This window comes from Hymenobacter sp. B1770, assembly GCF_049896385.1.
Lineage (GTDB): Bacteria > Bacteroidota > Bacteroidia > Cytophagales > Hymenobacteraceae > Hymenobacter.
The window spans coordinates 227,462-251,919 of record NZ_JAFCUF010000007.1; the positions used below are offsets into that span (position 1 = coordinate 227,462).

Annotated in this window: 18 protein-coding genes; 4 read left to right on the plus strand and 14 right to left on the minus strand. The window is 59.0% G+C overall.

Annotated features, from left to right (window positions below; all coding sequences use genetic code 11):
* Positions 1-47: 47 nt before the first annotated feature.
* The 6 genes from ACP7AJ_RS15565 to purH all read right to left on the minus strand — a co-directional run bounded on the left by ACP7AJ_RS15565 (position 48) and on the right by purH (position 7,364).
* The gene (locus tag ACP7AJ_RS15565; protein WP_426061133.1) at positions 48-764 is read right to left on the minus strand and encodes a 3-ketoacyl-ACP reductase; all 717 of its coding nucleotides are present in this window, start codon (positions 762-764) and stop codon (positions 48-50) included.
* 113 nt (positions 765-877) lie between these two features.
* Positions 878-2,713 carry a penicillin-binding protein 2 gene (gene mrdA, locus ACP7AJ_RS15570; RefSeq protein WP_426061134.1) on the minus strand — a complete coding sequence of 612 codons (1,836 nt, stop codon included), beginning with the start codon at positions 2,711-2,713 and terminating at the stop codon, positions 878-880.
* A 176-nt stretch (positions 2,714-2,889) separates the two neighbouring features.
* Entirely contained in the window at positions 2,890-3,417 is a 528-nt protein-coding gene (locus tag ACP7AJ_RS15575) for a hypothetical protein (protein ID WP_426061135.1), read from the minus strand.
* Positions 3,414-4,352 (minus strand): rod shape-determining protein MreC, encoded by a 939-nt coding sequence (gene mreC / locus ACP7AJ_RS15580; protein WP_426061136.1) that lies wholly within the window; start codon positions 4,350-4,352, stop codon positions 3,414-3,416. The genes ACP7AJ_RS15575 and mreC overlap by 4 nt, the downstream gene beginning before the upstream one ends.
* Before the next feature lie 167 nt (positions 4,353-4,519).
* On the minus strand, positions 4,520-5,545 hold the full coding sequence (locus ACP7AJ_RS15585) for a rod shape-determining protein (RefSeq protein ID WP_046244199.1): 1,026 nt from the start codon (positions 5,543-5,545) through the stop codon (positions 4,520-4,522).
* Positions 5,546-5,828: 283 nt separating this feature from the next.
* Complete coding sequence (purH, locus tag ACP7AJ_RS15590) at positions 5,829-7,364, minus strand: bifunctional phosphoribosylaminoimidazolecarboxamide formyltransferase/IMP cyclohydrolase (protein ID WP_426061137.1); 1,536 nt, start codon at positions 7,362-7,364, stop codon at positions 5,829-5,831.
* A gap of 242 nt (positions 7,365-7,606) precedes the next feature.
* Here purH and ACP7AJ_RS15595 point away from each other — a divergent pair, with 242 nt between their 5' ends.
* Positions 7,607-10,060: a prolyl oligopeptidase family serine peptidase gene (locus tag ACP7AJ_RS15595; protein ID WP_426061138.1), complete on the plus strand. Its 2,454-nt coding sequence runs from the start codon at positions 7,607-7,609 to the stop codon at positions 10,058-10,060.
* A gap of 197 nt (positions 10,061-10,257) precedes the next feature.
* On the opposite strand, the gene ACP7AJ_RS15600 is transcribed toward ACP7AJ_RS15595, so the two are convergent.
* From ACP7AJ_RS15600 to ACP7AJ_RS15610, 3 genes are all read right to left on the minus strand, one after another.
* Positions 10,258-11,496 carry a BamA/TamA family outer membrane protein gene (locus ACP7AJ_RS15600; RefSeq protein WP_426061139.1) on the minus strand — a complete coding sequence of 413 codons (1,239 nt, stop codon included), beginning with the start codon at positions 11,494-11,496 and terminating at the stop codon, positions 10,258-10,260.
* A gap of 116 nt (positions 11,497-11,612) precedes the next feature.
* Positions 11,613-11,990 (minus strand): (2Fe-2S) ferredoxin domain-containing protein, encoded by a 378-nt coding sequence (locus tag ACP7AJ_RS15605; RefSeq protein ID WP_426061140.1) that lies wholly within the window; start codon positions 11,988-11,990, stop codon positions 11,613-11,615.
* A 33-nt stretch (positions 11,991-12,023) separates the two neighbouring features.
* A complete protein-coding gene (locus ACP7AJ_RS15610; protein ID WP_426061141.1) occupies positions 12,024-12,413 on the minus strand; it encodes an ArsR/SmtB family transcription factor in 390 nt (129 codons plus the stop codon).
* Between the two features lie 103 nt (positions 12,414-12,516).
* On the opposite strand from ACP7AJ_RS15610, the gene ACP7AJ_RS15615 reads away from it, so the two are divergent.
* Positions 12,517-13,203, plus strand: a complete 687-nt coding sequence (locus ACP7AJ_RS15615; RefSeq protein ID WP_426061142.1) for a carboxypeptidase-like regulatory domain-containing protein — start codon at positions 12,517-12,519, stop codon at positions 13,201-13,203.
* A 107-nt stretch (positions 13,204-13,310) separates the two neighbouring features.
* Complete coding sequence (locus ACP7AJ_RS15620; RefSeq protein WP_426061143.1) at positions 13,311-14,684, plus strand: NAD(P)/FAD-dependent oxidoreductase; 1,374 nt, start codon at positions 13,311-13,313, stop codon at positions 14,682-14,684.
* Positions 14,685-14,859: 175 nt separating this feature from the next.
* Here ACP7AJ_RS15620 and ACP7AJ_RS15625 read toward each other — a convergent pair whose 3' ends face one another.
* From ACP7AJ_RS15625 to ACP7AJ_RS15645, 5 genes are all read right to left on the minus strand, one after another.
* Entirely contained in the window at positions 14,860-16,167 is a 1,308-nt protein-coding gene (locus ACP7AJ_RS15625; RefSeq protein ID WP_426061144.1) for a M16 family metallopeptidase, read from the minus strand.
* Between the two features lie 155 nt (positions 16,168-16,322).
* Positions 16,323-17,558, minus strand: a complete 1,236-nt coding sequence (porV, locus tag ACP7AJ_RS15630) for a type IX secretion system outer membrane channel protein PorV (RefSeq protein ID WP_426061145.1) — start codon at positions 17,556-17,558, stop codon at positions 16,323-16,325.
* 49 nt (positions 17,559-17,607) lie between these two features.
* The gene (gene porU / locus ACP7AJ_RS15635; RefSeq protein WP_426061146.1) at positions 17,608-21,648 is read right to left on the minus strand and encodes a type IX secretion system sortase PorU; all 4,041 of its coding nucleotides are present in this window, start codon (positions 21,646-21,648) and stop codon (positions 17,608-17,610) included.
* 162 nt (positions 21,649-21,810) lie between these two features.
* Complete coding sequence (locus tag ACP7AJ_RS15640; protein WP_092675050.1) at positions 21,811-22,512, minus strand: CDP-alcohol phosphatidyltransferase family protein; 702 nt, start codon at positions 22,510-22,512, stop codon at positions 21,811-21,813.
* Positions 22,513-22,559: 47 nt separating this feature from the next.
* Entirely contained in the window at positions 22,560-23,201 is a 642-nt protein-coding gene (locus ACP7AJ_RS15645; protein ID WP_426061147.1) for an MBL fold metallo-hydrolase, read from the minus strand.
* 149 nt (positions 23,202-23,350) lie between these two features.
* On the opposite strand from ACP7AJ_RS15645, the gene ACP7AJ_RS15650 reads away from it, so the two are divergent.
* The gene (locus ACP7AJ_RS15650) at positions 23,351-24,427 is read left to right on the plus strand and encodes an NAD(P)/FAD-dependent oxidoreductase (protein ID WP_426061148.1); all 1,077 of its coding nucleotides are present in this window, start codon (positions 23,351-23,353) and stop codon (positions 24,425-24,427) included.
* The last annotated feature ends 31 nt before the right edge of the window (positions 24,428-24,458 follow it).

The following is a 24,458-nucleotide window of genomic DNA, read 5'->3' on the forward strand; positions in this document are numbered from 1 at the left end:
CTTACGTAGCCGGGGTACTTTCACAAAAAATTAGTCAACAAGCCACCTTATGGATTAGTCGACCACATGCCTGCTTCTTTGATAAAGATGCGGCGGTTTAGCTTCAGCTGCGCCACCATGAACTCAGCCAAGTCTTCCGGCTGCATCACCTTCTCAGGGTTGCCGTCGGTCAGCTTGTTATCCAACGCCAACGGCGTGGCCACGGTGCTGGGTGTGAGAGCCGAAACGCGAATATTGTGCTTGCGCACCTCCTGCATGAGGGATTCAGTGAGGCCGAGCACAGCAAATTTCGACGCGCTGTAGGCACTGGTGCCCGCTGCCGCCCGTTGCCCCGACGTGGAGGAGATGTTTATAATGTCCCCGGTCTGGCGGGATATCATGCCCGGCAGCACGGCACGGGTGACGTAGTACGTACCCAGCAAATTCACCTGAATTATGTATTCCCATTGCTCAGGTTCCATTTCCAGGAACTTAGCGAAAGTGCCAATGCCTGCGTTGTTGATGAGAATGTCAATGTCGCCTAGTTCTTGCTGAATTTGGGCAATGGCAGCGTCAACGGCGGTGCGGTCGGCGATATCGGCTACGGCCGAGGCGGTTTTTACGCCGTGCGTAGCGATTTCGGCAGCCAGGGATTCGAGGTCGCTGGCGGTACGGGCCAGCAGGCCCACGTGCACGCCTTCCTGCGCGAGGGCGAGGGCCACGGCGCGGCCAATGCCTTTGCCAGCCCCGGTTACGAGAGCTATTTTACCTTGAAGAGATTCCATACGAAGGGTCGGGAGATAATAAATGAGAAGGCATACAACATGCCCCAAGCCTAAAGGTTGGCTCTCTTACGTTGCCCGCTCGTCCACGTTTCTGATGGTGCGCCGCCTCCCGGTCAATGCAGCTTCTTGGTGAAATTGCCGTACATCACCCAGTCTTCCCAGGTTTTGCGGTGGGGCGCCACCTTGCCACGCAGGTACTTTTCAATCATGAGGCCGGCGGCCGGCGCGGCGCTGCTGCCACCAAAACCGCTGTTCTCAATGAAGACGGCGATGGCAATCTTGGGGTCGTTGGCAGGGGCAAAGGCCGCGAAAGTGGCGTGGTCGAATCCGTGAGGGTTTTGCACGGTGCCGGTTTTGCCCGCCACTGAAATGCCAAACTGCGCCAACGAAGCCAGATTGCCGGTACCGCCGTTGCCGTCTACCACCTGCATCATGCCGGGGATGATGTGCTTGAACAGGGCGGTATCGATGGCCGTGTAGTGGCGCTCGCGAAACTGCGGCAGCGGCCCGCTATTGCCGATGCTGCGCACAAAATGCGGCGTGTAGTACCAGCCGCGGTTGGCAATGGTGGCCAGCACATTGGCCATTTGCAGGCCCGTGATGCCAATTTCGCCCTGCCCGATGCTGAGCGAATACACCGTTCTGTAGTTCCAACGGTGGTGGCCCAGGCGCTTGTCGTAGTAGTCAGGCGAAGGAATAAGACCGCGCTTCTCCTGCGCCATGTCAACCCCCAGTTTCTCGCCTAGACCAAAGGACTTCACCATTTTTTGCCACTGCCCCAGGCCCAGACGGGCGTCTTCGAAGCGGTTGAGCGACTGCCCGCGCACCACGGCGGCCCGCATTACCTGGTAGAAGTAAGGGTTGCAGCTTTGCTTAATGGCCACGCTCACGTTGTTGGGCGGCTCGTGCCGGTGGGTGCAGCGCACCAGTTTCTGGTTGCATTCGAAGGCGGTGTACGGCTTCACCACGCCTAGCTGCAGGGCCACCAATTCATTCACGAGCTTAAATACCGAGCCCGGCGGGTACGTAGCCATCAGCGGACGGTTGAAGAGGGGGCGCTCCTGGTTGTTCAGCAGGGCCATGTAGCGGTTGCCCGAGCCCTTGCCAGTGAGCAACTGCGGGTCGTAGTTCGGCACCGACACGAAAGCCAGAATTTCACCAGTCTTGGGGTCGATGGCTACAATGGAGCCCCGCCGGCCCGCCAGCAGCTTCTCGCCATACGCCTGCAGTTCGGCATCGATGCTCAGGTGCAAGTCCTGCCCTGCCACCGACAGCGTATCAAACTCGCCATCCCGAAACTTGCCTTTCTCAATGCCGCGCACGTTCACCATCTTGTATTGCACCCCGCGCCGGCCCATCAGGGTCTCTTCGTAATATGCCTCCAGGCCCGAAATACCTACGTTTTCGCCGGGGCGGTACTTGGCGTATTTCGGCTTCTCCAAAAATGCCGGCGTAATGGCGCCCACGTAGCCCAAGGCGTGGGCCAAGTTGGGCGTGCGGTAGGCGCGCGCCATGCGAGCCTGCACGCGAAAGCCCGGAAAGTCGGCCAACTGGTCCGAGATAATCGCCAAGTCGGGCGTGGTCAGGTTCTGAACCAGCGGGGATGCCTTGTTGCGCGAGTATTTCTTGGCCGCCAGCAAGCCCGTGCGGAGCTCTTCGATGGGGATTTGCAGCAGCTCGCAAAACCGGGCCGAGTCGAGGCCTTTCACCTCGCGGGGCACCACCATTAGGTCATACACCGGGGTGTTCTGCACCAGGAGCTGGTCCTTGCGGTCGTAAATAAGCCCACGGTAGGGGGTCTGAACGATGCGCTGAAGCGTATTCCTATCAGCTGCCAGCTTGTAGGTACCATCCAGCACCTGCATGAAAAACAGACGGGTAAGGAAGATAAGGGCAACCACCAAAAAGATGCCTTGCACAACGTACTTACGGCCTTCCAGGTATTGCATTTCTACTTATAATCTGATTATGACAATTTTAGCACAACTGTAATTCGTCTGTCATCCTTTATCTGGCGTCCGCTTGCGAAGGACCTTATCACTGCTGAACAATTTGCAGTGATTCTAATCCGACCAGGCGTGAAGGCCCTGAGCAAGCGGACGCCAGATAAAAGATGACAAAAGAGCTATTGGCGCCCCCGGCGCACCGGGAAGAATAACAGCTGCACTATCAACAGCACAAGACTGGTAAAGAGTGCGCTCACCAGGATTTTCCCCATGGTAATGCCGATGTGCCGGAAGCTTCCCAGCTCCAATAGAAAGAATGCCGCGTGGTGCAGCGTAACCAACAGCGTGAGGTACACGCTAAACCACTGCCAGCCCATTTGGTGCACGTTCACCGCGTCGGCGCTGTCGTAGCCGTCGCGCGGGGTGAGCAGGCGCAGCACCCAGGGCCGCGCAAATCCCAGCAGCACAGCAGCTGCCGCATGCAGCCCGCCGGTATCGTAGAAGATGTCCATGGCCAGTCCGATGGCGAAAGAAACCAGCAGCTGCACCACAATGGGCGTGGCAATGGGCAGAAACAGCAAAAAGCCCAGGTAAAAGAAGCACCACCCCAAGTCGAAAAGCACCAGCCGGCTAATCAACAACACATGCAAGCCTCCATAAATGATAAAGCGCAGGGCCTGCACCAGAATAAAGCGTAAGCCACTCATGGGCGGGCCCCTCCTTCCGGCTTAATGCCCGTGCGCGCTTCTATTGTATCGCGCTCTATTTTGGGCCGGCTGGTGACTACGTAGACGTAGGTCAGGTTGGCGAAATTGACGGCCAGCCGCACCCGAATGGTCCAGAAGTTCTTGTCTGGCTCCTTCACAAATGAGTCGATGGTGCCAATGAAAATTCCCTCTGGGAATACCGCATTGTAGCCCGACGTAACAATGGTGTCTCCCTTTACCAATTCCGTTTCCCGAAGCACGTTGTCGAGCGCCACGTGGGTGGGGTCGTCGCCCAGCCAGCGAATGGTGCCGAACGTACCGTCGCGCTTGATTTTGGAAGCCACACTGGTTTTAGAATGAAGCAAGCTGGTAACCGTAGCGTAGTGCTCGCTCACCACTTTCACGCGCCCCACTACGCCGTTGGCTGCCACTACGCCCATGCCCGGGTTCACGCCTTGGGCGCTGCCTACATTCAACGTAAGGTAGTTATCCACATTTCGAAGCATATTGTTGATAACTCGGGCAGGAATAAGTGGATAACTCCGGTCTCGGGCAGGCAGGGGTTGCAAACCGAGCAATAAAGTATCCGGCTTATTAGCCGGGCGCTGGTAGCGAATTCGACGCAGCGAATCGGTGCGGGCCGGGGGCAGCGCTACTGAATCAGCCTCGCGACGGCTGCTGTCTTCCGGAAACAATTGCTGGCGTAAGGCTGCGTTTTCAACGGCCAGTTGCTGGTTCATTTCGGCCAATTGAAAATAGTCGGCTATCTGGGTGCGCCGGTCCAGCACTATGCCGGCGTATTTGTTAGCCGAATTGAAAAACGCCGCTCGCTGGTAAGAATTATTGGTAACAAATAAATACAGGCTGACCACCTCTAACAAGCCAAATACCAACGCCCCGCGAAAGCGAAATAGAAATTGAAATAAATTCCGCACGGAGGTTTTTAATTAATAGCAGAGCGGCCTGTAACTATAATTAGCACGTCATGCTAAGCTTGCCGAGGCGTCTCTGTCACAATACTATTCCCATTGATTGGGAGTAGTTGCGCAGTAGAGATACTTCGGCTAGCTCAGCATGACGTGCTAAGGCTCTTATTCTGGAATTAGGTCAGGAGCACGCCTTTGAAAGCCTGTATGTCCTTGATGGCCTTGCCCGTGCCGCGCACCACGGCGCGCAGCGGGTCTTCGGCGATGTGAATGGGCAGCTTGGTTTTAGCCGCTAGGCGTTTGTCCAACCCGCGCAGCAGCGCGCCACCGCCGGTGAGGTGAATGCCGTTTTCGTAAATATCAGCCGACAACTCGGGAGGCGAAATTTCGAGGGCTTTAAGGACAGCCTCTTCAATTTTGGCCACCGATTTATCGAGGGCAATGGCAATTTCCGAGAACGTGACTTTGATAACTTTCGGAATACCCGTCATCAAGTCGCGGCCGCGTACTTCGTGGTCGGGCGGCGGCACGTCAAGTTCAGTAAGCGCGGCGCCTACTTCAATTTTGATGCGCTCGGCCGAGCGCTCGCCGATGAGCAGGTTGTGCTGCCGGCGCATGTAGTCGAGTATGTCCTGGTTGAAGACGTCGCCGGCCGTTTTGATGGACTGGTCGCACACGATGCCCGAGAGGGCGATAACGGCAATTTCGGTGGTGCCGCCTCCGATGTCGATTATCATCGAGCCTACGGGCTGCTCCACGTCGATGCCGATGCCGATGGCCGCGGCCATCGGCTCCTGAATCATCCAGACTTCCTTGGCGCCGGCGTGCTCAGCGGAGTCCCGCACGGCGCGTTTCTCTACTTCGGTGATGCCCGAAGGAATGCAGATGACCATGCGGTGTGAGGGCTGAAACAGCCGCGTACGCGTGTCAATCATCTTGATCATGCCCTTAATCATTTCCTCGGCGGCGTGGAAATCGGCAATTACCCCATCCTTCAGTGGGCGGATGGTGCGGATGTTGTCGTGAGTTTTTTCGTGCATCTGCTGGGCTTGGCGGCCCACGGCGATGACTTTATTGGTGGTTCGGTCTTTGGCGATGATGCTCGGCTCGTCCACCACGATTTTGTCGTTGTGAATGATGAGCGTGTTAGCGGTACCCAAGTCAATGGCAATATCGCTGGTAAGGAAATTAAAGAAACCCATTGAGTTAGCGGCAATAAGGCGAAACCCAGACCAAGGCCCGGGCAAAATAATGGGCAAAGGTACGGAAGGTTTCGGCGGAGGTTAATTATAACTTCCGGGCTGGCTGGCAGAATCAGGCAAGCAACCTTCCCGGGCTCTGCAACCAAGGGGCCGGGGAACGGAACGCATCGATTTTTATTATAAAAAAAGCCCTGACTCAACGGGAGTCAGAGCTTTTTATGCTCGTAGCTTGGCGGTTAAGTTCGGAACTGATTACCTCGCTCCTTTCGCCGCCACGGCCTGCTTAGTGCTTGAAGTGCCGCACGCCGGTGAGCACCATGGCCATGCCCAGTTCGTCGCAGGCCCGGATGCTGTCGGCGTCTTTGATGGAGCCGCCGGGCTGCACCACAGCCCGGATGCCGGCAGCCCCGGCAATCTCCACGCAGTCAGGGAAGGGGAAGAAGGCGTCGGAGGCCATCACCGCGCCCTGCAGGTTGAAGCCAAAGTTGCGGGCCTTCTCAATAGCTTGGCGCAGGGCGTCGACGCGCGAGGTCTGGCCGACGCCCGAGGCCAGCAGCTGACCGGCGCGGGCCAGCACGATGGTGTTGCTCTTGGTGTGCTTGCAGATTTTGCCAGCAAACTCGAGGGCCGCGGTTTCCTCGTCGGTCGGGGCCGACTGGGTTACCGTTCGGAAGTCGGCGGCGGTTTCGGTCTGCAAGTCGGCGTCTTGCTCGATGATGCCGTTGAGCAAGGTCTTCACCTGCTTGGCGGGGAACTGCACGGGCTTTTGCAGCAGCAGAATGCGGTTTTTCTTGCTTTGCAGCACGGGCAAGGCATCGGCAGCGAAGCTGGGCGCAATTAGCACTTCAAAGAACAGTTGGTTCAGCTCGGCCGCGGTAGCGGCGTCAACTTCCTTATTGACAATGATAACGCCCCCAAAAGCGGAAGTCGGGTCACAGCTCAGTGCATTCACGTAAGCGTCGCGGAGGGTAGCGGCCTGGGCCACGCCGCAGGCATTGGTGTGCTTGAGGATGGCGCAGGCGGGCTGGCCTTCGGCAAACTCGGCCATGAGGGCCACGGCGGCGTCGACATCAACCAAGTTGTTATAGCTCAGCTGTTTGCCGTGAAGCTGGTCGAACAGAGCCGAGAGGTCACCATAGAAAGTGCCAGCTTGGTGGGGGTTTTCGCCGTAGCGCAGGGGCGTGGCCTGCTGGGCGCTCAGGCGCAGCGTGGTGCCGACCACGGCTGTGTCTTGGCTGAGGTAGCCAAAGATTTCGGTGTCGTAGTGCGAGGTAGTGGCGAAAGCCATGGCGGCGTAGTGGCGGCGGTCTTCGAGGTCGGTGGTGCCGTTCTTGGCAGCGAGCAGTTCGGTTACGGCCGCGTACTGGTCGCGGCTGCTGACCACCAGCACGTCACGGTAGTTTTTGGCGGCGGCACGCAGCAGGGAAATCCCGCCAATGTCGATTTTCTCGATGACGTCGGCTTCTTCGGCACCACTGGCCACGGTTTCTTCGAAAGGGTACAGGTCGACTACGACCAAGTCAATGGGCGGAATGCCGTGCTGCTCGGCCTGGGCTAAGTCGCCCTCGTCGTGGCGGCGGTGCAGTATGCCGCCGAATACCTTGGGGTGCAGCGTTTTTACGCGGCCCCCGAATACCTCCGGGAAACCGGTCAGGTCTTCTACAGCGATTACTTCGGCACCTTCATCTTCCAGGAATTTCTGGGTGCCTCCAGTGGAGTACAGCGTAACGCCGTGTTGCCGCAGTACCTGCACGAGGGGGCCTAAACGGTCTTTGTGGTACACGGAAAGCAGAGCGGCGCGAATGGGGCGGGACGACATAAAGATGGGCGAATAAGCAGGGCACAATTGCCGCCGCGAAGGTACGGCCCCGATGCGGCGGGGGCCTAGCACTCACATTACCGAATTGTTACCGCGCCCCGGGTATTTGCCCTCGCCAGATTAGTCCCAGGAAATGCCCGGCATTACGGTATCGGTTAACTTTGGTGGCCTTTAAGCTGTGGTTCGGCCTTTGCCACAACTGCCGCACTCCCTGGGGCTCTTTCTTCGCTGACTCTTTTTCTATGCGTTTTCTTCTTCTTGCTGCCTTGCCACTGGTGGTGCCGGTGGCCGTGCAGGCCCAGCCCACTGCTGGCTCCTCTTCCTCAGCTTCGCTCACCGTTGAAAAAATTATGCGCGACCCGGCGCAGTGGGTTGGGGCCTCGCCCTCCAATGTTTATTGGGGCGAAGATGGCAAACGCATCTATTTCAGCTGGAACCCGGAAAAGGCGCGGCGCGACTCCCTCTACTCGATAGCGCCGAGCGGGGGCCAGGCCCGCAAAGTGAGCCTTCGCGAGCAGCGCCTGCTCCCGGCCAGCCGCGGACAGTATGACCGGCGCTACACGCGCAAGGTTTATGAGAAGGATGGCGACATTTACTTGCTGGACTTAAAAACCCAGAAAGCCCGCCGCGTAACCAACACAGCCGAGCGCGAAACCGACCCCGATTTCGCCCTGCTGGACCGCGTGGTGAGCTATATGCGTAGCGGCAATCTCTTTACCTGGGACCCGGCCACCGGCGAAACCACCCAACGCACCGACTTCCGCCGAGGCCCCCGCCCAGCGGGCAACGACCTAAGCCCAGCCGAGAAATACCTGAAAGCCGAGCAAATGGCTTTGTTTGAAGTACTGCGCCAGCGGGACCAGGACGTGAAAGCCCGCGAGAAGCAGCAGAAAGCCCTGGCTCAGCTGCGCCCCAAAGCCATTTACCTGGGTGCTAAAACCGTAGAAAACCTACAGCTCAGCCCCGATGGCCGTTTTGTGACTTACTCACTGGTGACGCCGGCCGACAAGCAGAAGGTTGCCATCGTGCCCAGCTTTGTTACGGCATCAGGCTTCACGGAAGACATTTCGACCCGCACCAAAGTGGGAGCCACGCAAACGGCTTACGAAATGGGGCTGTACGACATCAGCCGCGACACCACGTTTGTGCTGGGCTATAAAGAGCTCAAGGGCCTGGACGAGCTGCCGGCCTACCGCAAAGAATACCAGCTGCAAGCCAAAGCCCCGCAGCCGGTAGATACCACCAAGGCCAAGCAAAGCAAAAAGCCCACGGAAACCCGGCGGGTGATTCCCTTCCGGCCCGTGTGGTCGGACAATGGCCAGCGCGCCTTTCTGGTAATGCGCGCCGCCGACAACAAAGACCGTTGGATAGTCTCGCTGGACCCCGCCACCCAAAAAATCAGCCTGCTCGACCGGCAGCGCGATGAGGCCTGGATTAGCGGCCCCGGCATTGGCAACGGCGCCGGCAACGTGGGCTGGCTGGCCGACAACCGCCGGGTGTGGTTTCAGAGCGAAGAATCGGGCTACTCGCACCTGTATACTGTGGACGTGACCACAGGCCAGAAAAAGGCTCTCACCAGCGGCAAGTTTGAGGTGCAGCAGGCCCAGCTCAGCCAGGATAAGAAAACGTGGTACCTCATCACCAATAAGACCAACCCCGGCGAGCAGCAGTTCTTCCGGATGCCCGTAGAGGGCGGCGCCCTCACCCAAATCACCACCAAGCCCGGCGCCAGCGAGGTCACGCTTTCGCCCGACGAGAAAACCCTGGCGGTGCGGTACAGCTACGCCAACAAGCCCTGGGAGCTGTATGTGATGCCCAACAAGCCCGGCGCGGCCATGCGCCAGCTCACGCACTCTATTACCGCGGAGTTTGAGGCTTACCCCTGGCGCGACCCAGAGGTGATAACCATCAAAGCTCAGGACGGTGCCGACGTATATGCCCGGCTATACCGCCCGGCCACCCCGCAGGCGCAAGGGCCAGCCGTAATTTTCGTACACGGCGCGGGCTACCTGCAAAATGCCCACAAGTGGTGGAGCCAGTATTCTCGCGAGTACATGTTCCATAACCTGCTCGTCGACCGCGGCTACACGGTGCTTGACATCGACTACCGGGGCTCTTCGGGCTACGGGCGCGACGTGCGCACGGGCATCTACCGTTTCATGGGTGGCAAAGACCTTTCTGACCACGTAGACGGTGCCAAACTGCTCACCGAGAAATATGGGGTCAGCCCCCAGCGCATTGGCATCTATGGCGGCAGCTACGGTGGCTTTATCACCCTCATGGCCATGTTTACTCAGCCGGAAGTATTTAAAGCCGGGGCCGCACTCCGCTCGGTAACCGACTGGGCCCACTACAACCACGGCTACACCGATAATATCCTCAACGAGCCCTACCAGGACAGCATTGCCTATGCCCGCTCCTCCCCCATCAACTATGCTGCCGGACTTAAGGGCGCCCTGCTCATGTGCCACGGCATGGTTGATACCAACGTGCACTTTCAGGACATTGTGCGCCTAACGCAGCGCCTTATTGAACTTAAAAAGGAGAATTGGGAGCTGGCCGTGTACCCCGTCGAAGACCACGGCTTTGTGGAGCCTAGCTCCTGGACTGATGAGTACAAGCGCATTCTGAAGCTGTTTGAAACCAACCTGAACCCGGGGGCGTCGCCACCCGCAGGCTTGAAAAGCGAGAAATAAACAGTGTTGGCTCCCTTGCTTCAGCAGGCAGCGAGCGCAGCCATGTAGGCAGTGGCTATAGCCACGTACAACCAAAATGGGAAAACGCGTAGCTGCAGCGGCGTACGTACAGTTCTTAGCCGCTGCCCATTACACAAAAAATCCCCTCCTATAGACCAGGAGGGGATTTTTTGTGTAATGGGCAGCGGCCGGAGCAGCTAGAACGCCTCACCAATGGCAAACAGGAGGCCTGGGGCACTGCCCGTGCCCCAGGCGTAGTCGAAGCGCAGATTTACCCGGTCGCGCTGGAGGAAGTGAAATCGAATGCCCGCCCCCCCGGCATATTTGGTATCGCGCAGTTCAAACTTATCGATGTAGTTGTTCACGTTGCCAACACCGCCGAAAACCGCCCCGTCGAAGCGCCAGAACAGCTTCTGGCGAATTTCGGCCTGAAACATCACCATTTGCCGGTCGCGGAAGCGCTGCTCGTAGATGCCGCGCAGCAGGTTGGCGTTGTTGTAGAGCGTGCCGCCAAGGTTGGCTCCTATGCCGGCCAACTCACGAAACGGCACGTCGCCGGTGTGGAACTGGCCCAGAAACTGTGTCGCCAAAATGGTGCGGGTTGAGCCCAATGGCTGAAAATGACGGGCATCGAACTGGTAGCGCACAAAGCGGTAGTCAGACCCTAGCCCGGAGCCATTGAACGTAACGCCAAAGTCCAGCAGGTCGCCCCGGAACGCGGCCAAAGGCACATCGCGCGTGTCGTAGGTAATAACAGGGCCCAGGCCCGATACGCGAGTGTTCTGCCGCTCGCGGGCCGTGATGCGCGGGTCGCGCAGAAACACGTTAGGAGCACGCTCGTCGGTGGTAAGGGTGGGAAAGCTGATGTCCGTGACGTTGGTGAGGCGGTACTGGGCACCGAAAAACACCTTGGGCACAATCTGCTTCTGTAGCCGCTGGTTAATGATTAAGAGCTTGTACTCCGTCTGCGATTCGTTGGCACTCGTGGCTTGGGGACCGGTGCCATAGTAGTTCAGCAAAATATCGTAGGCACTGAGTTCGCCGTTGAGGTAAAATTTCTCGCCGGGCGTGTACACGGTGTGCACTAATTGTAACAGCGACTGGCCTTTCTGAGTGGTCCAATACTGTATTCGGGCGTTGGAAGGGCGGGTGAGGGTGTCTGCGGAAAAACGCCCGCTGAGCAATCCACCTAAGCCGTAGCCCAACCCGGTTTCGGCCTGATAAAACAACACCGGAATGGGTAGCAGCGTCAGGCGGCCGTCTTTGCCAATTTGTCCGAACGATTTTGGTGCGCGGACCGGGGCAGCCAGCGGCGCCAAACCAGCAGGGGGAGCCGGAGCAGTCACCACATAAACAGAATCGGACGGCCCGGCCGGCTGGGCAGCAGCAGTGAAAATCAGCCCGGAAAAAACCAGAGCTGCGAGTATAAAGCGCATGTGTAGAAGAGTAAAAATCTTTGGGTTGAGCTAACAACGGATTCTTCCCGCCCACGGTTGGAATACGCTCTGCAACTCACTCGCTAATGCAGTTTTTTTGGGTTAGCACCGACTGGCTAGTCAATGCGCAGGCGTTTCACCACGTGCCCGCGGCCCAGGTGCTCGGCCACAAGTTCGGCCGCGTCGGCGGGGCGCACGTTGCCGTACACGGTGCCTTCAGGGTAAACAATGAGGGCAGCGCCGGGACCCTTTTTGCACTGCTTGCAGATATCGAGGCAGTTGCACGTTTGCACCCGCACCCGCTGGCGTTCGCCGCCGGTCAGCAGCTTTTTTAGGCCCTGTACTTTTAGCTCCTTCTTCAGGGATTTGGCCACTGCCTCCCCTACTCCGGACTTTTGATTGATGCACACAAAAAGACGACGGTTGTGGTCCATAGGCGTAATATTGATGGTGAACGGCAGGCGCTGGGTTGCTGATGGGCTGTGACCAGCCAAGGTCCCCAGCTAGTAGAACCCAGCCGCTCGCCCTTATTTCATGCCGTACCAGTGCCGGTTTTGCAGCTTATACGCGGCCAACTCGCGGTTCGACCACAGGGTTTGGTACACTTGCTGGTCGTGAAGCAGCTGCGGGTCTTTTTCCATGAGCCCAAGCAACTCGTGCAGCAATTCGGCCGCCTCTTCTTTCAGGAAATAATACATCCAGTTGTCGAGGCGGCGCACGTTTACGAGGCCCGCATTTTTTAAGTACGATAATTGCCGACTGGTTTTGGTCTGCGTAAAATCAAGCACCTGTTCCAGGTCGGCCACCACCATTTCGCGGTTGCGCCATAGCAGATGCAGGATGCGCACCCGGCTTTCGTCGCCCAACGATTTAAAAAGTTGCTGCCCAAAAGCAACCGTGAAATGTTTCAAGCGCATCTGCTGTATAAGAAGGGAGCAAAGCCCTTCGGTTTTCCTTTCCGCCAAAGTTACAATCGGCCCCGAACCCGGCGTCGTATATTTGTACTACCACCTGTTGAACATGCCTGACCTCTTGCGCCTTCGTCGCTTCTCTTTGTTTTTTGCCGTGGCCCTGCTGGGCGTGCTGCTGCTGGCAGCCCCGTCGGCGTATGCCCAGGGCAAGCGCAAGGTGATACAGTTCACCGGCATTGTGGCCAGCGGCGACAGCCTGCTGGGCGTGCCCGGCGCTACCGTTTACGTGCCCAAGGCCGGCCGCGGCACGTCGTCCAACGCCTACGGCTACTTTTCGATGGCTGTGCTGGCCGGCGACAGCATCGTGATTCGCTCGCTGGGCTACGCCAATCAAACCATTGTTATTCCGCCCGATTTTCAGCGCCAGAGCTACTCCGTTATCATTCAGCTGCAGGAGGACGCCACCGTGCTGGGGGAGGTGCGGGTATTTCCGTACACCACCGAGCGCGACTTCAAGAAGGCTTTTCTGGCCCTGCACCTGCCCACCGAGCGTGGCACATCTGCAGCGGCCAACCTGAACGAGCAGCTCATGCGCCGCATCTTCAATACCCAGCCCATGGGCGCGACGGCAAATTTCCGGCAAACCATGCAGCAGCAGCAGCTTGAATACGACCGCCGGCAGGGCATGGGCCCCAGCCAATACTCCAACAACCCCTTGCTCAACCCCTTCAGTTGGCTACAGTTGATTCAGCAAGTGAAAAAAGGCGAGCTGAAGAAGAACAACGACGACTACTAGGCCCCAGCCCGCCGCCGATAGCACCGGCAGGCGAGAGCCAACGCGGGCTAGCGGCAACATATTGAAGGCTTTCCGGGTAAAGTGAGGGTTAACTCAAGCTTTATTCTATGGATACCAACCTCCCCGTTTCGGCTAACCCGCGCGTGGTCATAATTGGCTGCGGTTTTGGCGGCCTGCGCCTGGCCCAGTCCCTGCGCAATGCTCCCGTGCAGGTGGTCGTGGTCGACCGTAATAACTACCACAACTTCCAGCCCCTGCTCTACCAAGTGGCCACCGGTGCCCTCGAGGCCGGCAGCATCGCCTACCCCATTCGCAAAATTTTTGCGGGCCGCAAGAATTTTTATTACCGCATGGCTGACGTGCAGCGGGTGGACCCGGCCAGCAACACGGTGGTAACCAGCGTCGGCAACATCCGCTACGATTACCTGGTGCTGGCCACGGGCTCGCTCACCAATTTCTTCGGCCTGGAAAGCATCGAGCGCAACGCCATGCAGATTAAGAGCATCCCAAATGCCCTGAACCTGCGGAGCTTTATTTTCCAGAACTTCGAAAAGGCTCTCCTCATGGAGAACCCCAACGACCGGCAGGCCCTCATGAACATCGTGGTGGTGGGCGGCGGCCCCACGGGCGTCGAAATCAGCGGCTCACTGGCCGAGATGCGCAAGCACGTGCTGCCCAAAGACTACCCCGAGCTGGACCTGCGGTCCATGCAGATTTTTCTGGTTGAAGCCGGCCCGGCTCTGCTTGGACCCATGTCAGAAGCCTCGCAGTCCGACGCCAAGCGCTACCTCGACGAGCTGGGCGTGAAGGTGATGCTCAACACTTCCATTAAAAACTTCGAAAACTGCCGGGCCTATTACTCCGATACGGAATACATCCCCACCGAAAACCTGGTGTGGGCCGCCGGCGTGAACGGCGCCGAAGTGCCCGGCCTGCCCGCCGAAGTGGTGACCCGCAACAAGCGTGTGACGGTGAACCGCTGGAACCAGGTAGAAGGCCACGCCAACATCTTCGCCATCGGTGACTTGGCTAACATGGTGACTGAAGACATGCCCCGCGGCATGCCTATGCTGGCGCCCGTAGCCCAGCAGCAAGCCGACCAATTGGGCGACAACCTGCAGCGCCTGCTGCGTGGCGAAACCCCCAAAGACTTCGTGTACAAAAACAAAGGCTCGATGGCCATTGTGAGCCGCAACAAAGCCGTAGTCGACCTGCCCGGCAACGTGCATTTCAATGGCATTCTGGGCTGGGCAACCTGGCTATTCGTTCACTTGATGACGCTGGTAGGCTTCCGCAACAAAGTGGTGGCCTTCGTGGATTGGGCCTTTAGCTACTTCAGCTCCGACCAAGCACTGCGGCTCATCATCCGCCCCTTCAGCCGCCGTGACCTCAAGGACGACAAAGGCAAGAAAAGCGCAGAACATCGTACGTCTACGCCGGAGTATAACCCAACGCCACCAGCTATTCAGGCCGAGGCGTAAGATAGAAGCTTCGCCCCGTGCCTAGGCCTTCTCCCATGTAGAGAAGGAGTCTGATGAATTTGTTTAAACAGAAAGCCCCGTTGCTGCTTGGCAACGGGGCTTTCTGTTGATTGATTATGTGCTATAGTAATCTAGGCTGCAACAACGATGTGAGCGAGATGCTTGGCCAGCCACCTTAATCCATTGGCCCATCTACTGGCCCCGCAATTACCACTTTCATGGCATCAGGCGCCAGGTACTCCCGCGCCAGCTCCCGTAGCGTCTCGGCATCGGCAGCTTCGGTTTGTTGCACGAAGTCAGTGTAATAGTTATTTGGCAGGTTCATAAAAACCAGCGTCTTGTATTTATCACACTGTTCAAACACCGTTGAAAGCTCATTGGCGAATTTTCCCAATAGGTAATTTTTCACCGTTTCCAGTTCCTCAGCAGGAATCAACTCTTCCTGCAGGCGGCGCATCTCCATTTCTATTTCGCTCACGGTGAAGTCGGCGCTTTCGCCCTTCACGTCGGTGCCAATAATAAGATTAGCCCCCAACTCGCGAGGTGCCACGCTGGCGTAAATTCCGTAGGTCAGCCCTTTGTCTTCGCGAATGTTGCGCATCAGGCGAGAGCCAAAATACCCGCCGAATACGTTCACCAACAGCTTGAGGCGGTGGGTTTCGGGGTGGGTGGGCGCGGGCCAGCTGCGGCCCATTCGCACGGAGGCCTGCAGGCTGCTGGCCACCACTACACGGCTGGGAGGCAGCACAAAATCGTCGGCTGAAATATTGGCGACGCTGGAAGCCGGCGAAGCAATGGCATGCCGGGCGCCGGGGGGCACCACGCTAAAAGCGGCAGCGACCAATTCTCGTTCGGCTGCGACATCGCCACACAGAAACACTTCGGCGTTGCCGAAGGCATACGCGGCCTGGTGAAAAAGCTTCGCCTCTTCGGCCGTTAGGGCCTGGTAAGCGTCGCTGTCGAAGGGCCGGCCGTACGGGGTTTCGGAACCGAACAGCAATTCGTTGAACCGCTCAGAGGCCAAGAAGCTGGTTTTCTGCCGCTCCACGCGCACGTTCTGAATGGTGCGGGTTTTCAGCTGCTCCATCTCGGACTTGGGAAAGGCCGGGTGGGTGAGCACGTCAATCACCAGGGGCAGCAGGGCAGGGAGGTGGCGGGTAAGGCAATAGAGGGTGAGCGTAGAGCGGTCGTAGCCGGCATCGCACTCCAGCGAGGCACCGTAGAAGGCCACCTCATCGGCGATTTGACGGGCGCTACGGGTGGTGGTGCCCTCCAGCAGCATTCGAGCTGTGAGGGAAGCCAGCCCGGGCTGGTGTTCGGCGGTTTTGCCAGCCCGGAACACGACTTGCAGGCGCACCACAGGCTGGGCAGCATTGGCAAGTACGTGCAGGCGGGCACCGCTGAGCAGGGCAGACACGTCGGCCACGGGCAGCGTTACGCGGGCCAGCGGCTGAACGGGAGGAGCGACAGTACGGTCGAGCATATAGTTGATTGGGTGATTATCCAGGCCGTTGGTTAATTACGGACTGAAGCGGGTACTATAAAGAAATCATGCTGAACGCCTCGAAGCATGGTTGCCGCTTCGTGGCGTTCAGCATGACGTTGGCTGGGCAGCAGCAGAGCTAAGCCCTTGGCAGATTAATTAGTAGGCAGGTCGCCGCTGGTGCCACCGGCCCCGCCCTCATCGAAGGCTTCAGCAAGCTTGTTCACGTTGAAGTGCAGCGATATCCGAATGGTTTGGGCCAGGGGGTTATTCTGCGAGTTGTTGCCAGTAGGCACCAGGTAAGTGCCATCGATGCCGAATACCTGGTAGCGGACGCCCAAGCCCAGGCTCACGTACTGGCGGTCGCCTTTGCTGGGTGCTTCGTAGAAATAGCCGCCGCGTGCATACAGCAGGTCGTTGTAGTTGTACTCGAGGCCCGTGGAGAGATTGATTTCACGCAGTTCCTCTTTGAATCCACCGGGAGCATCGCCAAACGAACCGAGGATGCCGCTCACGATGGATTTGTTGGCAATTTCCCGATTTCTACGCACTACTTCCGGGTCGTTGCGCCGCAACACGCCGGTGACATCGTAATACGGCGTGGGCACCAGCAGCTTGGTGGCGTCGAATACCAGCGTGATTTTGTTATACTGGTCAATCTCGCGGGTCAGGGCCGTGCCTAGTTTCAGCGACGTTGGCAGGAAGCTGGGATTCTCGGCGTCGTTGTAGGTAATCTTGTTGCCAATGTTGGTGATGGAGGCGCCAAAAGCCAGGTTGTACAAGCCCGAACCAATGGTGGCATCCTTAGAGTAGTAGGCTCCCAAGTCGACGGCAGCCGCGTTGCCGGGGCGGGCGTCGTTGCCGTTCACCGTGCCCACAAGGTTGGAGCGGATGTACCGGGCCGAGATGCCGACGCCGAAGTTGTCGGTAAGCTGCTGGCCATAAGAAACCGTGAGCGCATATTCCTTCGGACTGAAGGAACCGGCGGGCAGGTTGCCACCGGTGCGGTAGTCAATAGTGCCCAAGTCAAAGTACATCAACGAAGCACCTAGGGCCGAGCGCTGACCAATTTTGCCGTAGCCCGAGAGATACGACAAACTCATGTCGTCGGTGATGTTGCGCAACCAAGGAGAGTACGAAGCCGAAGCCCCATATTTATAAGGCACAAACCCCAGCTTGCCCGCGTTGAAGAAGGCCGCATTGGCATCGGGCGAAGTAGCGACGCCCGCCTCGCCCAGGGCCGAAGCACGCGCATCGGGGCTGAGAGTGAGAATGGGAACAGCCGTGGTGATAACACCTTGGTTTTGTTCGGATTGGGCATGCGAGGTGACCGCAGCGGCCAACAGGCCACCCAACAACAACAGCCGCGAACTAGAAAAGAGTGAGTGCATAAAAGAGGGAAAGAAGACCCTACCGGGCCCGGGCACAAATAAAAGCGGATTAATTGAGGATGACGAGCTTTTCGTATTTCGAAGCGGTACTGCCGTTTTGCTGCGAGCGCACGCTCAATCGGTACACGTAAACGCCGCGAGCCAGTTGGTCATTGTATTCGTCGCGGCCATTCCATGAAATACTTCGCTGGTGTGACTCGGTGCTAGGCACGGTGGCCGTGAGCGTGCGCACCAAATGGCCGGCCACGGTAAAAATCTGCACTTGCACGTCCAGGTTGCCGGGTTCGCCGCCCGCCTGGTTGTGGTCAAAGAAGAACGTAGTAGAGGTGGCAAACGGATTGGGGTAGTTCAGCACGTGGGTGAGGGCCAGCTTTTCGTTGGTGGCCACAATAAATTCGATGTCCCGCTCCGCCGAGTTGTTGTGCGTGTCCCAGGCTTTCAGACGCAGCGTGTGCGGGCCGGTGGCCAAGTCCTTAAACAAGTTATCGACCTTGCCTACCCGAAAGTCCCCTACGTTGGTAACGTACTTATCGTTGAGCACGACCAGCTTGGTGGGGTCGTTGTCGAGCACGGCCGTGATGTCGTGGCCGATGCCCGCCCCCGTTGTGTTGATGCCGCTGTCGTCGCTGAGTTGGGCCAGCAGCGTGGTGGTTTGGCCCGTGAGGCCCCCGAACGCGAACGATTCGTGGTCCATAAACAGCTTAATGACCGGCGGAATCGTGTCCTTCTCCGCATTACGCGCCACCCCGCCCACTTGCTTGCGCTGGTAGCCGTTGGCATCAACGCGGTTGGTGCCGTCGAAGGCATAAAGGCTGATTTTGCCAAAGCCCGCGTTGTAGTTAATGTCCTTGGGCACCACGAAGGTCAGGTTGAACTCGCCATTCCTGACCTCGGCCTGCCCGCTATAAAGCACGTTTTCCTGAATCACCACGGGCCGGGGTGCATCTCTCGGACGACGGACGGGGTCAAACTCATTGCCCAGGGTCATCACGGTGGTAGGCTTATCGTAAATTGTGACCTGGGCACGCCCAGTAAAAGCTGTGTTCGTGGTGCTGTTGTTCAGCACGCGGCCCTTCATGCGCACCCGGGCCAGAGCCTGCAGGGTATCGGCTCGCACCCAGGCGCCGGCCACGCGGGTCTGAACACTGTCCAGGGTCACGGTTTGCTTGGGGTAGGCCAGCATCATGCTGGGGTCGCCCAGCAGCACGTAGTTGCGGTTGTTGATGATACCCGGCTGGCCCGCGCCGGGGTAGTCGTTTTTGCTCAGCATGATGGCCGTGCCAATGGTTGGCATGCGGCCATTGTAGGGCCGCAGCACGCGGTTGAAGTACGCCTGGTTCAGGCCCGCGTTGGCGCCAGCGTCGACCACTCGGGTCGTGGTAAAGAGGCCCACGGCGCCACCGGTTGGGTTATCGGTTAGGGCCTCTTCACCTGCGGAGTTGAAGTCGGGGTTGTCGTAGGTGCTGAAGTCGCAGGTACCCGTTGTGAAGAAGGTGAGGTTGTTGGGATTGCGCAAGGCTTTCACCGAAGCGTTTGTCACGATTTGCTCGTCGGACAAACCCTGTGGCCCACCGTGGCCCAGGTAGTTAACAATCAGGGAGCCCTGCTCTACCGACTCCTCAACGGCCCGCTTGGCGGCTGGTGAGCGCTGCCCCGCTGCCACCACCACCTGCGGATACAAGTCCATGTACACCTTGTGCACATTGTAAGCCGGGTGGTTGTTCTCGATGATGCTGGCAATGGGCTCCGAGCCTTCGCCCACAAACAAGTCATTGTCGCCATCGTCGGACACCAGCGTAATGCGGTTGCGCCACTTTCCAAAGGCCGTAGTTGCGTCATAGCTGATAACTTTGTCAACCATCTGCTTGGCCTGCTGTGTGTTGCTGCGCGCGGCCTTGCCTTTGGGGGTGCGCACCGGCAAGCGGCCCACCCCTATGTCGAGCAGCTCGGTCCCGGTCTGCAGTTCGTTCCACTCGCCTTCGTCGTCGTCGAGCAGGCCGTAGTAGTCGTCGGAAGAATAGCTGGCCCGGCCAAAAGCCCCATCGGGATAAAAAGGCGCCAGCGACTCCCGCGACTCGTAGGTGGGCACGTAGTTTTGGTTGAAGGCGTCGAAGTCGGGGTCGGATTTGAAAGGCGTCCTTTCCTTCCACCAAGCCGGCTGGAAGGCCTTATTGTTGAAAGGGTCAGACTTGTAGTCGAATGACGCATCGCCGAACAGCAACAGTTGCATCGGCCGGCCGGCCGGAGCCCGGTCGTAGAGCTGCTTCATCAGGTCGCGAATGGCCGTCACGTCCTGCCCGCCCGAGCTGTACTCGTTGTACACCTCGGAGGTCGTGACCACGGCCACGCGCATGTTGTCGTTTTGGGCGCGGTGGTTGGCCAGCCGTTGCGCTTCGGCCCTGAAGGTCGGATAGGTTACAATGACTAGGTCGACCAGCGCGTTGGGGTTGCTGTTCAACGCGTGCAGGTTCTGGTTGGCCACTTTACCAAAGGCACGGGGGCGGTTACTGAGCGGCCCCGTAGGCAGAAAGGCCACGTACTCGCGCAGGGTATCGGCCGGCGCTACAAAGCTTGCCGTGCTGCCCGCCATCAGCAGGGGCCGGGCCAGGGGCCGGCGGGGGTTGGTAACGTCCCACACCACCGCGCCGCTGGCATTGGTTAGCTCAAAACGGTGCTGGGCCTGGGGGCTAGGGCTGGCCAGGGAGCGAAACTCGAGCTGCGCACCGCTAAGCCGCAGCTGCCGCTGAGCATTAATTTCCAAGTAATCGAGGTAGCCACTACCTGTCGGGTCGCCGCTGCTAAACGTCATGCCTACCTTCAGCTCATTCCCAGGATTGGCCAGCGCTAATTGCCGGGTGCTGGTGTTAACCGTGGCAATGGCGCCGTATTCGTAAGTGGGCCGGGCATTGAGCGACTGAGCGCCCATTGATGTACCGTTCAGTGTGAACTGAAACGTACTGGCTGTTGTGGCCCGAGCCACCAGCGAGGCAGTAACCCGAATCGGGGCATTGGGGACCAGGTCGGGGACGTCGCCAAATATAAATTCCTTGGGCGCGCCACCGATGGCGAAGCTTTCGCCTACCCAGTTGCGGCCCGAGTGCAGCAGGTTGGCCAAGTCGTGCTCGTAAAAAGCCCGGTAGTTAAAGGTGGTGATGGTGGGCGTGCTGTTGCCCGCAGCCAGCGCGGCGGCAGTGGGCACCCGGCGGCCGGGCGTCTTTTTCACCGTCACGAAATAATAAGTAGTGTCGGTGTAAACGTTGTTGCGGTGCCGGAACAAGCCGCCCTGTGCTTCCCAAGTGTGTGCCCCGGGCGAGTAAAAAAGGAAATATTCGTTGTCTTCGAACACGTTATTGGCATTGCCCACAAACAGCACGTTGTTTTCGGCGAGGTCGTCGGGGCGAGGGGCTGCGTTGGCCTGGGGCAAAATGCCCATGGCGTTGCCGTACACGTGCAGGTTATTGGGGTTGATGCCGTCCAGGCTTTTCACGCCCATAATGTTCAGCAGCGCTGTTTTGTCGAGCTTATAGATGCCGCTTTCCGCTACCCCCATCTTGTACCAGTCGCCCGCGGCCAGCACCGAAGTGCTGGCATGCGCGCGGGCCGCGGCCGTGCGACGAGCCGCCACCGCGCCCGAGGCGGGGGCATAGCGGTAATCAAACGAAACCAAGCGTTCGGGTTGGCCGGTCTGGGGGTTGCGACGCACGGGGCGCAGGCTCAGGTGAGTTATCACCTGCTTCATTTCGGTGCCTGACTTCAGAACTGGCTCGGGGCCGGCAGGCAGTTTGCTGGCATCAAAAAGCTTTGCATCGGCCGCCGAAAAGGGCTCGTACACGAGATTAGCCAGCTCGCCTTGGGTAGCCGGGCTACTAAGGCGCAGGCTAAACCAGCCCACTTGGTCGTCCATCGCCTGGATGGCTTCATTGAAAGTGGGCACTCGCTGCTTGCGCGAGGCTGTGGTGGGCACTTCGGCGTAGCCGCCCCACTTAATAGTGCCGTGGGCTACGGTGGCCCCTCCAGTTTGTGCCTGCGCCGGTGTGGTCCTTCCTGTTATCAGTCCCGCAATGAAAACGAAGAGGAAAAAAGGACGCATACACACCATGTTTTATTACACCAGCCTCTTGATACCTGACTCTTGCGCTACCGCCCAGCACTGCATTGGCCCCGCAACAGCACAGCCCAACAGCAGGTTCATCTGGCAGTGGCTTCTTAACAGCCAAACAATTTATTTATTGTAATTTTCAAGCTCACTTCATCAGCGGGCGGCCGTTTTGGGCACCGACAGCAACACGTAGAGCAGCACCACCAGCGGCACCGCTGCGGCTTGTAATGCCAGCAATAATCCTGCCGCCAGCAGCAAGAACATAAACCGGCGCCGGTTATCGGCCCAGCGTAAGTTTTTAAATTTCAGGGCAAACAGCGGAAGCTCGGCTACCAGCAGCCCCGAGAGCAGCACCGTGAGGCCCAGCAGCACTAAGGGGTTGAGAATAAACCCGCCCAGGCTGAACTGGTCGTTGGCCAGAATGAGGGGCAACGAAGCCACCACCAACGTGCAGGCCGGCGTGGGCAGCCCAATAAATGAGGTGGTCTGGCGGGTATCGTTGTTGAATTTGGCCAAGCGCAAGGCCGAGAATATGCTGACCGTGAATCCGGCGTAGGGCAGCCACTGCAGGGTGCTATCGGCCAGCCCCCCCTGGTCGGCGGTGAGCAGCTTGAACATAATGGCCCCCGGCACCACCCCGAACGACACCATATCGGCCAGAGAGTCAAGGTCCTTGCCAATGGCCGACGACACGCGCAGGGCGCGGGCCACTAGTCCGTCGGCAAAATCGGCCACGGCGGCCGCGGCCACAAACCAGGCACCCAGCTCCAGCCGTCCGTCAAAAATAAAGTTCAGCGCCAGGCAGCCGCACAGCAGGTTTAGGCAGGTGATGGCGTTGGGCAGGTGTCTTTTCAAGGAGTATCAGACTGATGCGGTGGGGAGGAGATAATGCTCTGAATGTGCTAGTTAAGAAACGGATTACTGCGACGCTCCTCCCCTACCGTAGTGGCGGGGCCGTGGCCGGGGTATACCACGGTGGCATCGGGCAGGGTCATCAGCTCAGTTTCGATGCTGTGCAGCAGCGTGGCATGGTCGCCCCCAGGCAAATCGGTGCGGCCAATGCTGCCCTGAAACAGCACGTCGCCGCCAATGACCACGGCCGTGGGCTCGTGGTAAAACACCACGTGGCCCGGGGCATGGCCTGGCGCAAAGCGCACTTCCAGCTCAGTTTCGCCGAAGCGGACGGGCTGGCCGGCCACCAGTTCCCCGGTGGGCTCGGCGGGCTGGTACTGCGGAAAGCCATAGTTGGCGGCGTAAGTGGGCACGGCGCGCAGGGTGGGCAGGTCGAACCGGTGCAGCAGAAACGGAATGCCCGGCCAGGTCGTGAGCACAAACTGATTGCCGAGCACGTGGTCGATATGGGCGTGGGTATTCAAGAGTAGCACTACCTGCAAGCCGTTGGTTGCCACATATTGACGCAGGGCCTGCTGCTCGGCCATTTCGTAGCAGCCGGGGTCCACGATGGCGCACTGGCGGGTGGGCTCGTCGATGAGCAGGTAGGTATTCTCGGAAAAAGCGTTGAAGGTGAAACCGGCGACAGTCATGCGAAATAGAGTCTCTGAGCAATGCGGAAAGGTACGACGCGCCGATTAATGAAGAATTAAGAAGGAAGCATGAGGCATTTTTGAATGCCACTTGTCCCTTCTTCAATCCCTGTCTCTTATTAAGCGTAGCATTCCTTACCTTGCCAGCCATGACAGACTGTGATTTTCTGGTAGTGGGCCACGGCATTGCGGGCGCTACCCTGGCCTACGTGCTGCGGCAGCGGGGCCACCAGGTGCTGGTGTACGACCCCGGCCAGGCCAGCTCGGCTTCGAACGTGGCCGCCGGGCTCATGAACCCCGTGGCCGGCAAGCGCTTTGCCCTCACGTGGCGCGGTGCCGAGTTGCTGCCGTTTGCTGCCGCGTTCTACCGCGAGCTGGGGCAGCGCTACGGCCAGGAGTTCTTTGTCGAGACGCCCATTTTAAAGTTATTCAACTCAGTAGAAGAGCAGAATGCGGTGCTGGCCCGCAGCGCCGACAACCCCTGGGAACACTTTGTAGCAGGCTTCGAAACCGCTGACCCCGCCCTGCCGGGCGTGCACGGACCTTTTGGCGGTGCCTGGCTGCAGCACGGCGGGCACGTGGCCGTGCGCGAGCTGCTGGCCGCGCTGGCCGCCGAAGGCACCCGCGATGGCTGGCTACGCTCCGAAGCTTTCGATTGGAGCCGCCTCGCCCTCGACCCCGACGGGGCAACTTACGCAGGCCAGGTGCGGGCGCGCCACGTCATCTGCTGCGAAGGCGCGGCGGCTGTACGCAACCCGTACTTCAGCTGGCTGCCCCTTACCCCCAACCAGGGCGAAGTACTGGACGTGGAATGCGACGGGCTGAGCACGACGCAGGTACTCAACCGAGGAGCTTATGTAGTCCCGATGGGCGGCGCCCGATTTCGGGTGGGAGCCACGTACCGGTGGCCGCCCTTTGCCGACGGCATCACCGCCGTGGGGCGCGAGGAACTGGCGGCCCGGCTGTCGGTTATCACCGACCTGCCGTTTGCCGTGGTGGGCCAGCGGGCCGGCGTGCGGCCCGCAGTGCGCGACCGCCGGCCCCTGCTAGGGCCGCACCCCACCGTGCCATCACTCAGCTTTTGCGGCGGCTACGGTTCAAAGGGCGTGATGCTGGCCCCGCGGCTGGCCGTGCTGCTAGCCGACTGGCTGGATGGCCGGGCTGAAATCTGGCCCGATACCAGCCTGCAGCGCTACAACGCCTTGCAACCCATTGGCGTAAGTTGAGTCCAATTGATTCCGCTCGGGCAGGGTGGCC

Coding starts and splice junctions, on each gene's coding strand:
- porU (WP_426061146.1), bottom strand. CDS start 21,648: ATGCGTCCTTTTTTCCTCTTCGTTTTCATTGCGGGACTGATAACAGGA.
- ACP7AJ_RS15615 (WP_426061142.1), top strand. CDS start 12,517: ATGCCTGACCTCTTGCGCCTTCGTCGCTTCTCTTTGTTTTTTGCCGTG.
- ACP7AJ_RS15585 (WP_046244199.1), bottom strand. CDS start 5,545: ATGGGTTTCTTTAATTTCCTTACCAGCGATATTGCCATTGACTTGGGT.
- ACP7AJ_RS15620 (WP_426061143.1), top strand. CDS start 13,311: ATGGATACCAACCTCCCCGTTTCGGCTAACCCGCGCGTGGTCATAATT.
- ACP7AJ_RS15625 (WP_426061144.1), bottom strand. CDS start 16,167: ATGCTCGACCGTACTGTCGCTCCTCCCGTTCAGCCGCTGGCCCGCGTA.
- ACP7AJ_RS15650 (WP_426061148.1), top strand. CDS start 23,351: ATGACAGACTGTGATTTTCTGGTAGTGGGCCACGGCATTGCGGGCGCT.
- purH (WP_426061137.1), bottom strand. CDS start 7,364: ATGTCGTCCCGCCCCATTCGCGCCGCTCTGCTTTCCGTGTACCACAAA.
- ACP7AJ_RS15575 (WP_426061135.1), bottom strand. CDS start 3,417: ATGAGTGGCTTACGCTTTATTCTGGTGCAGGCCCTGCGCTTTATCATT.
- mrdA (WP_426061134.1), bottom strand. CDS start 2,713: ATGCAATACCTGGAAGGCCGTAAGTACGTTGTGCAAGGCATCTTTTTG.
- porV (WP_426061145.1), bottom strand. CDS start 17,558: ATGCACTCACTCTTTTCTAGTTCGCGGCTGTTGTTGTTGGGTGGCCTG.
- ACP7AJ_RS15600 (WP_426061139.1), bottom strand. CDS start 11,496: ATGCGCTTTATACTCGCAGCTCTGGTTTTTTCCGGGCTGATTTTCACT.
- ACP7AJ_RS15610 (WP_426061141.1), bottom strand. CDS start 12,413: ATGCGCTTGAAACATTTCACGGTTGCTTTTGGGCAGCAACTTTTTAAA.
- ACP7AJ_RS15595 (WP_426061138.1), top strand. CDS start 7,607: ATGCGTTTTCTTCTTCTTGCTGCCTTGCCACTGGTGGTGCCGGTGGCC.
- ACP7AJ_RS15645 (WP_426061147.1), bottom strand. CDS start 23,201: ATGACTGTCGCCGGTTTCACCTTCAACGCTTTTTCCGAGAATACCTAC.
- ACP7AJ_RS15565 (WP_426061133.1), bottom strand. CDS start 764: ATGGAATCTCTTCAAGGTAAAATAGCTCTCGTAACCGGGGCTGGCAAA.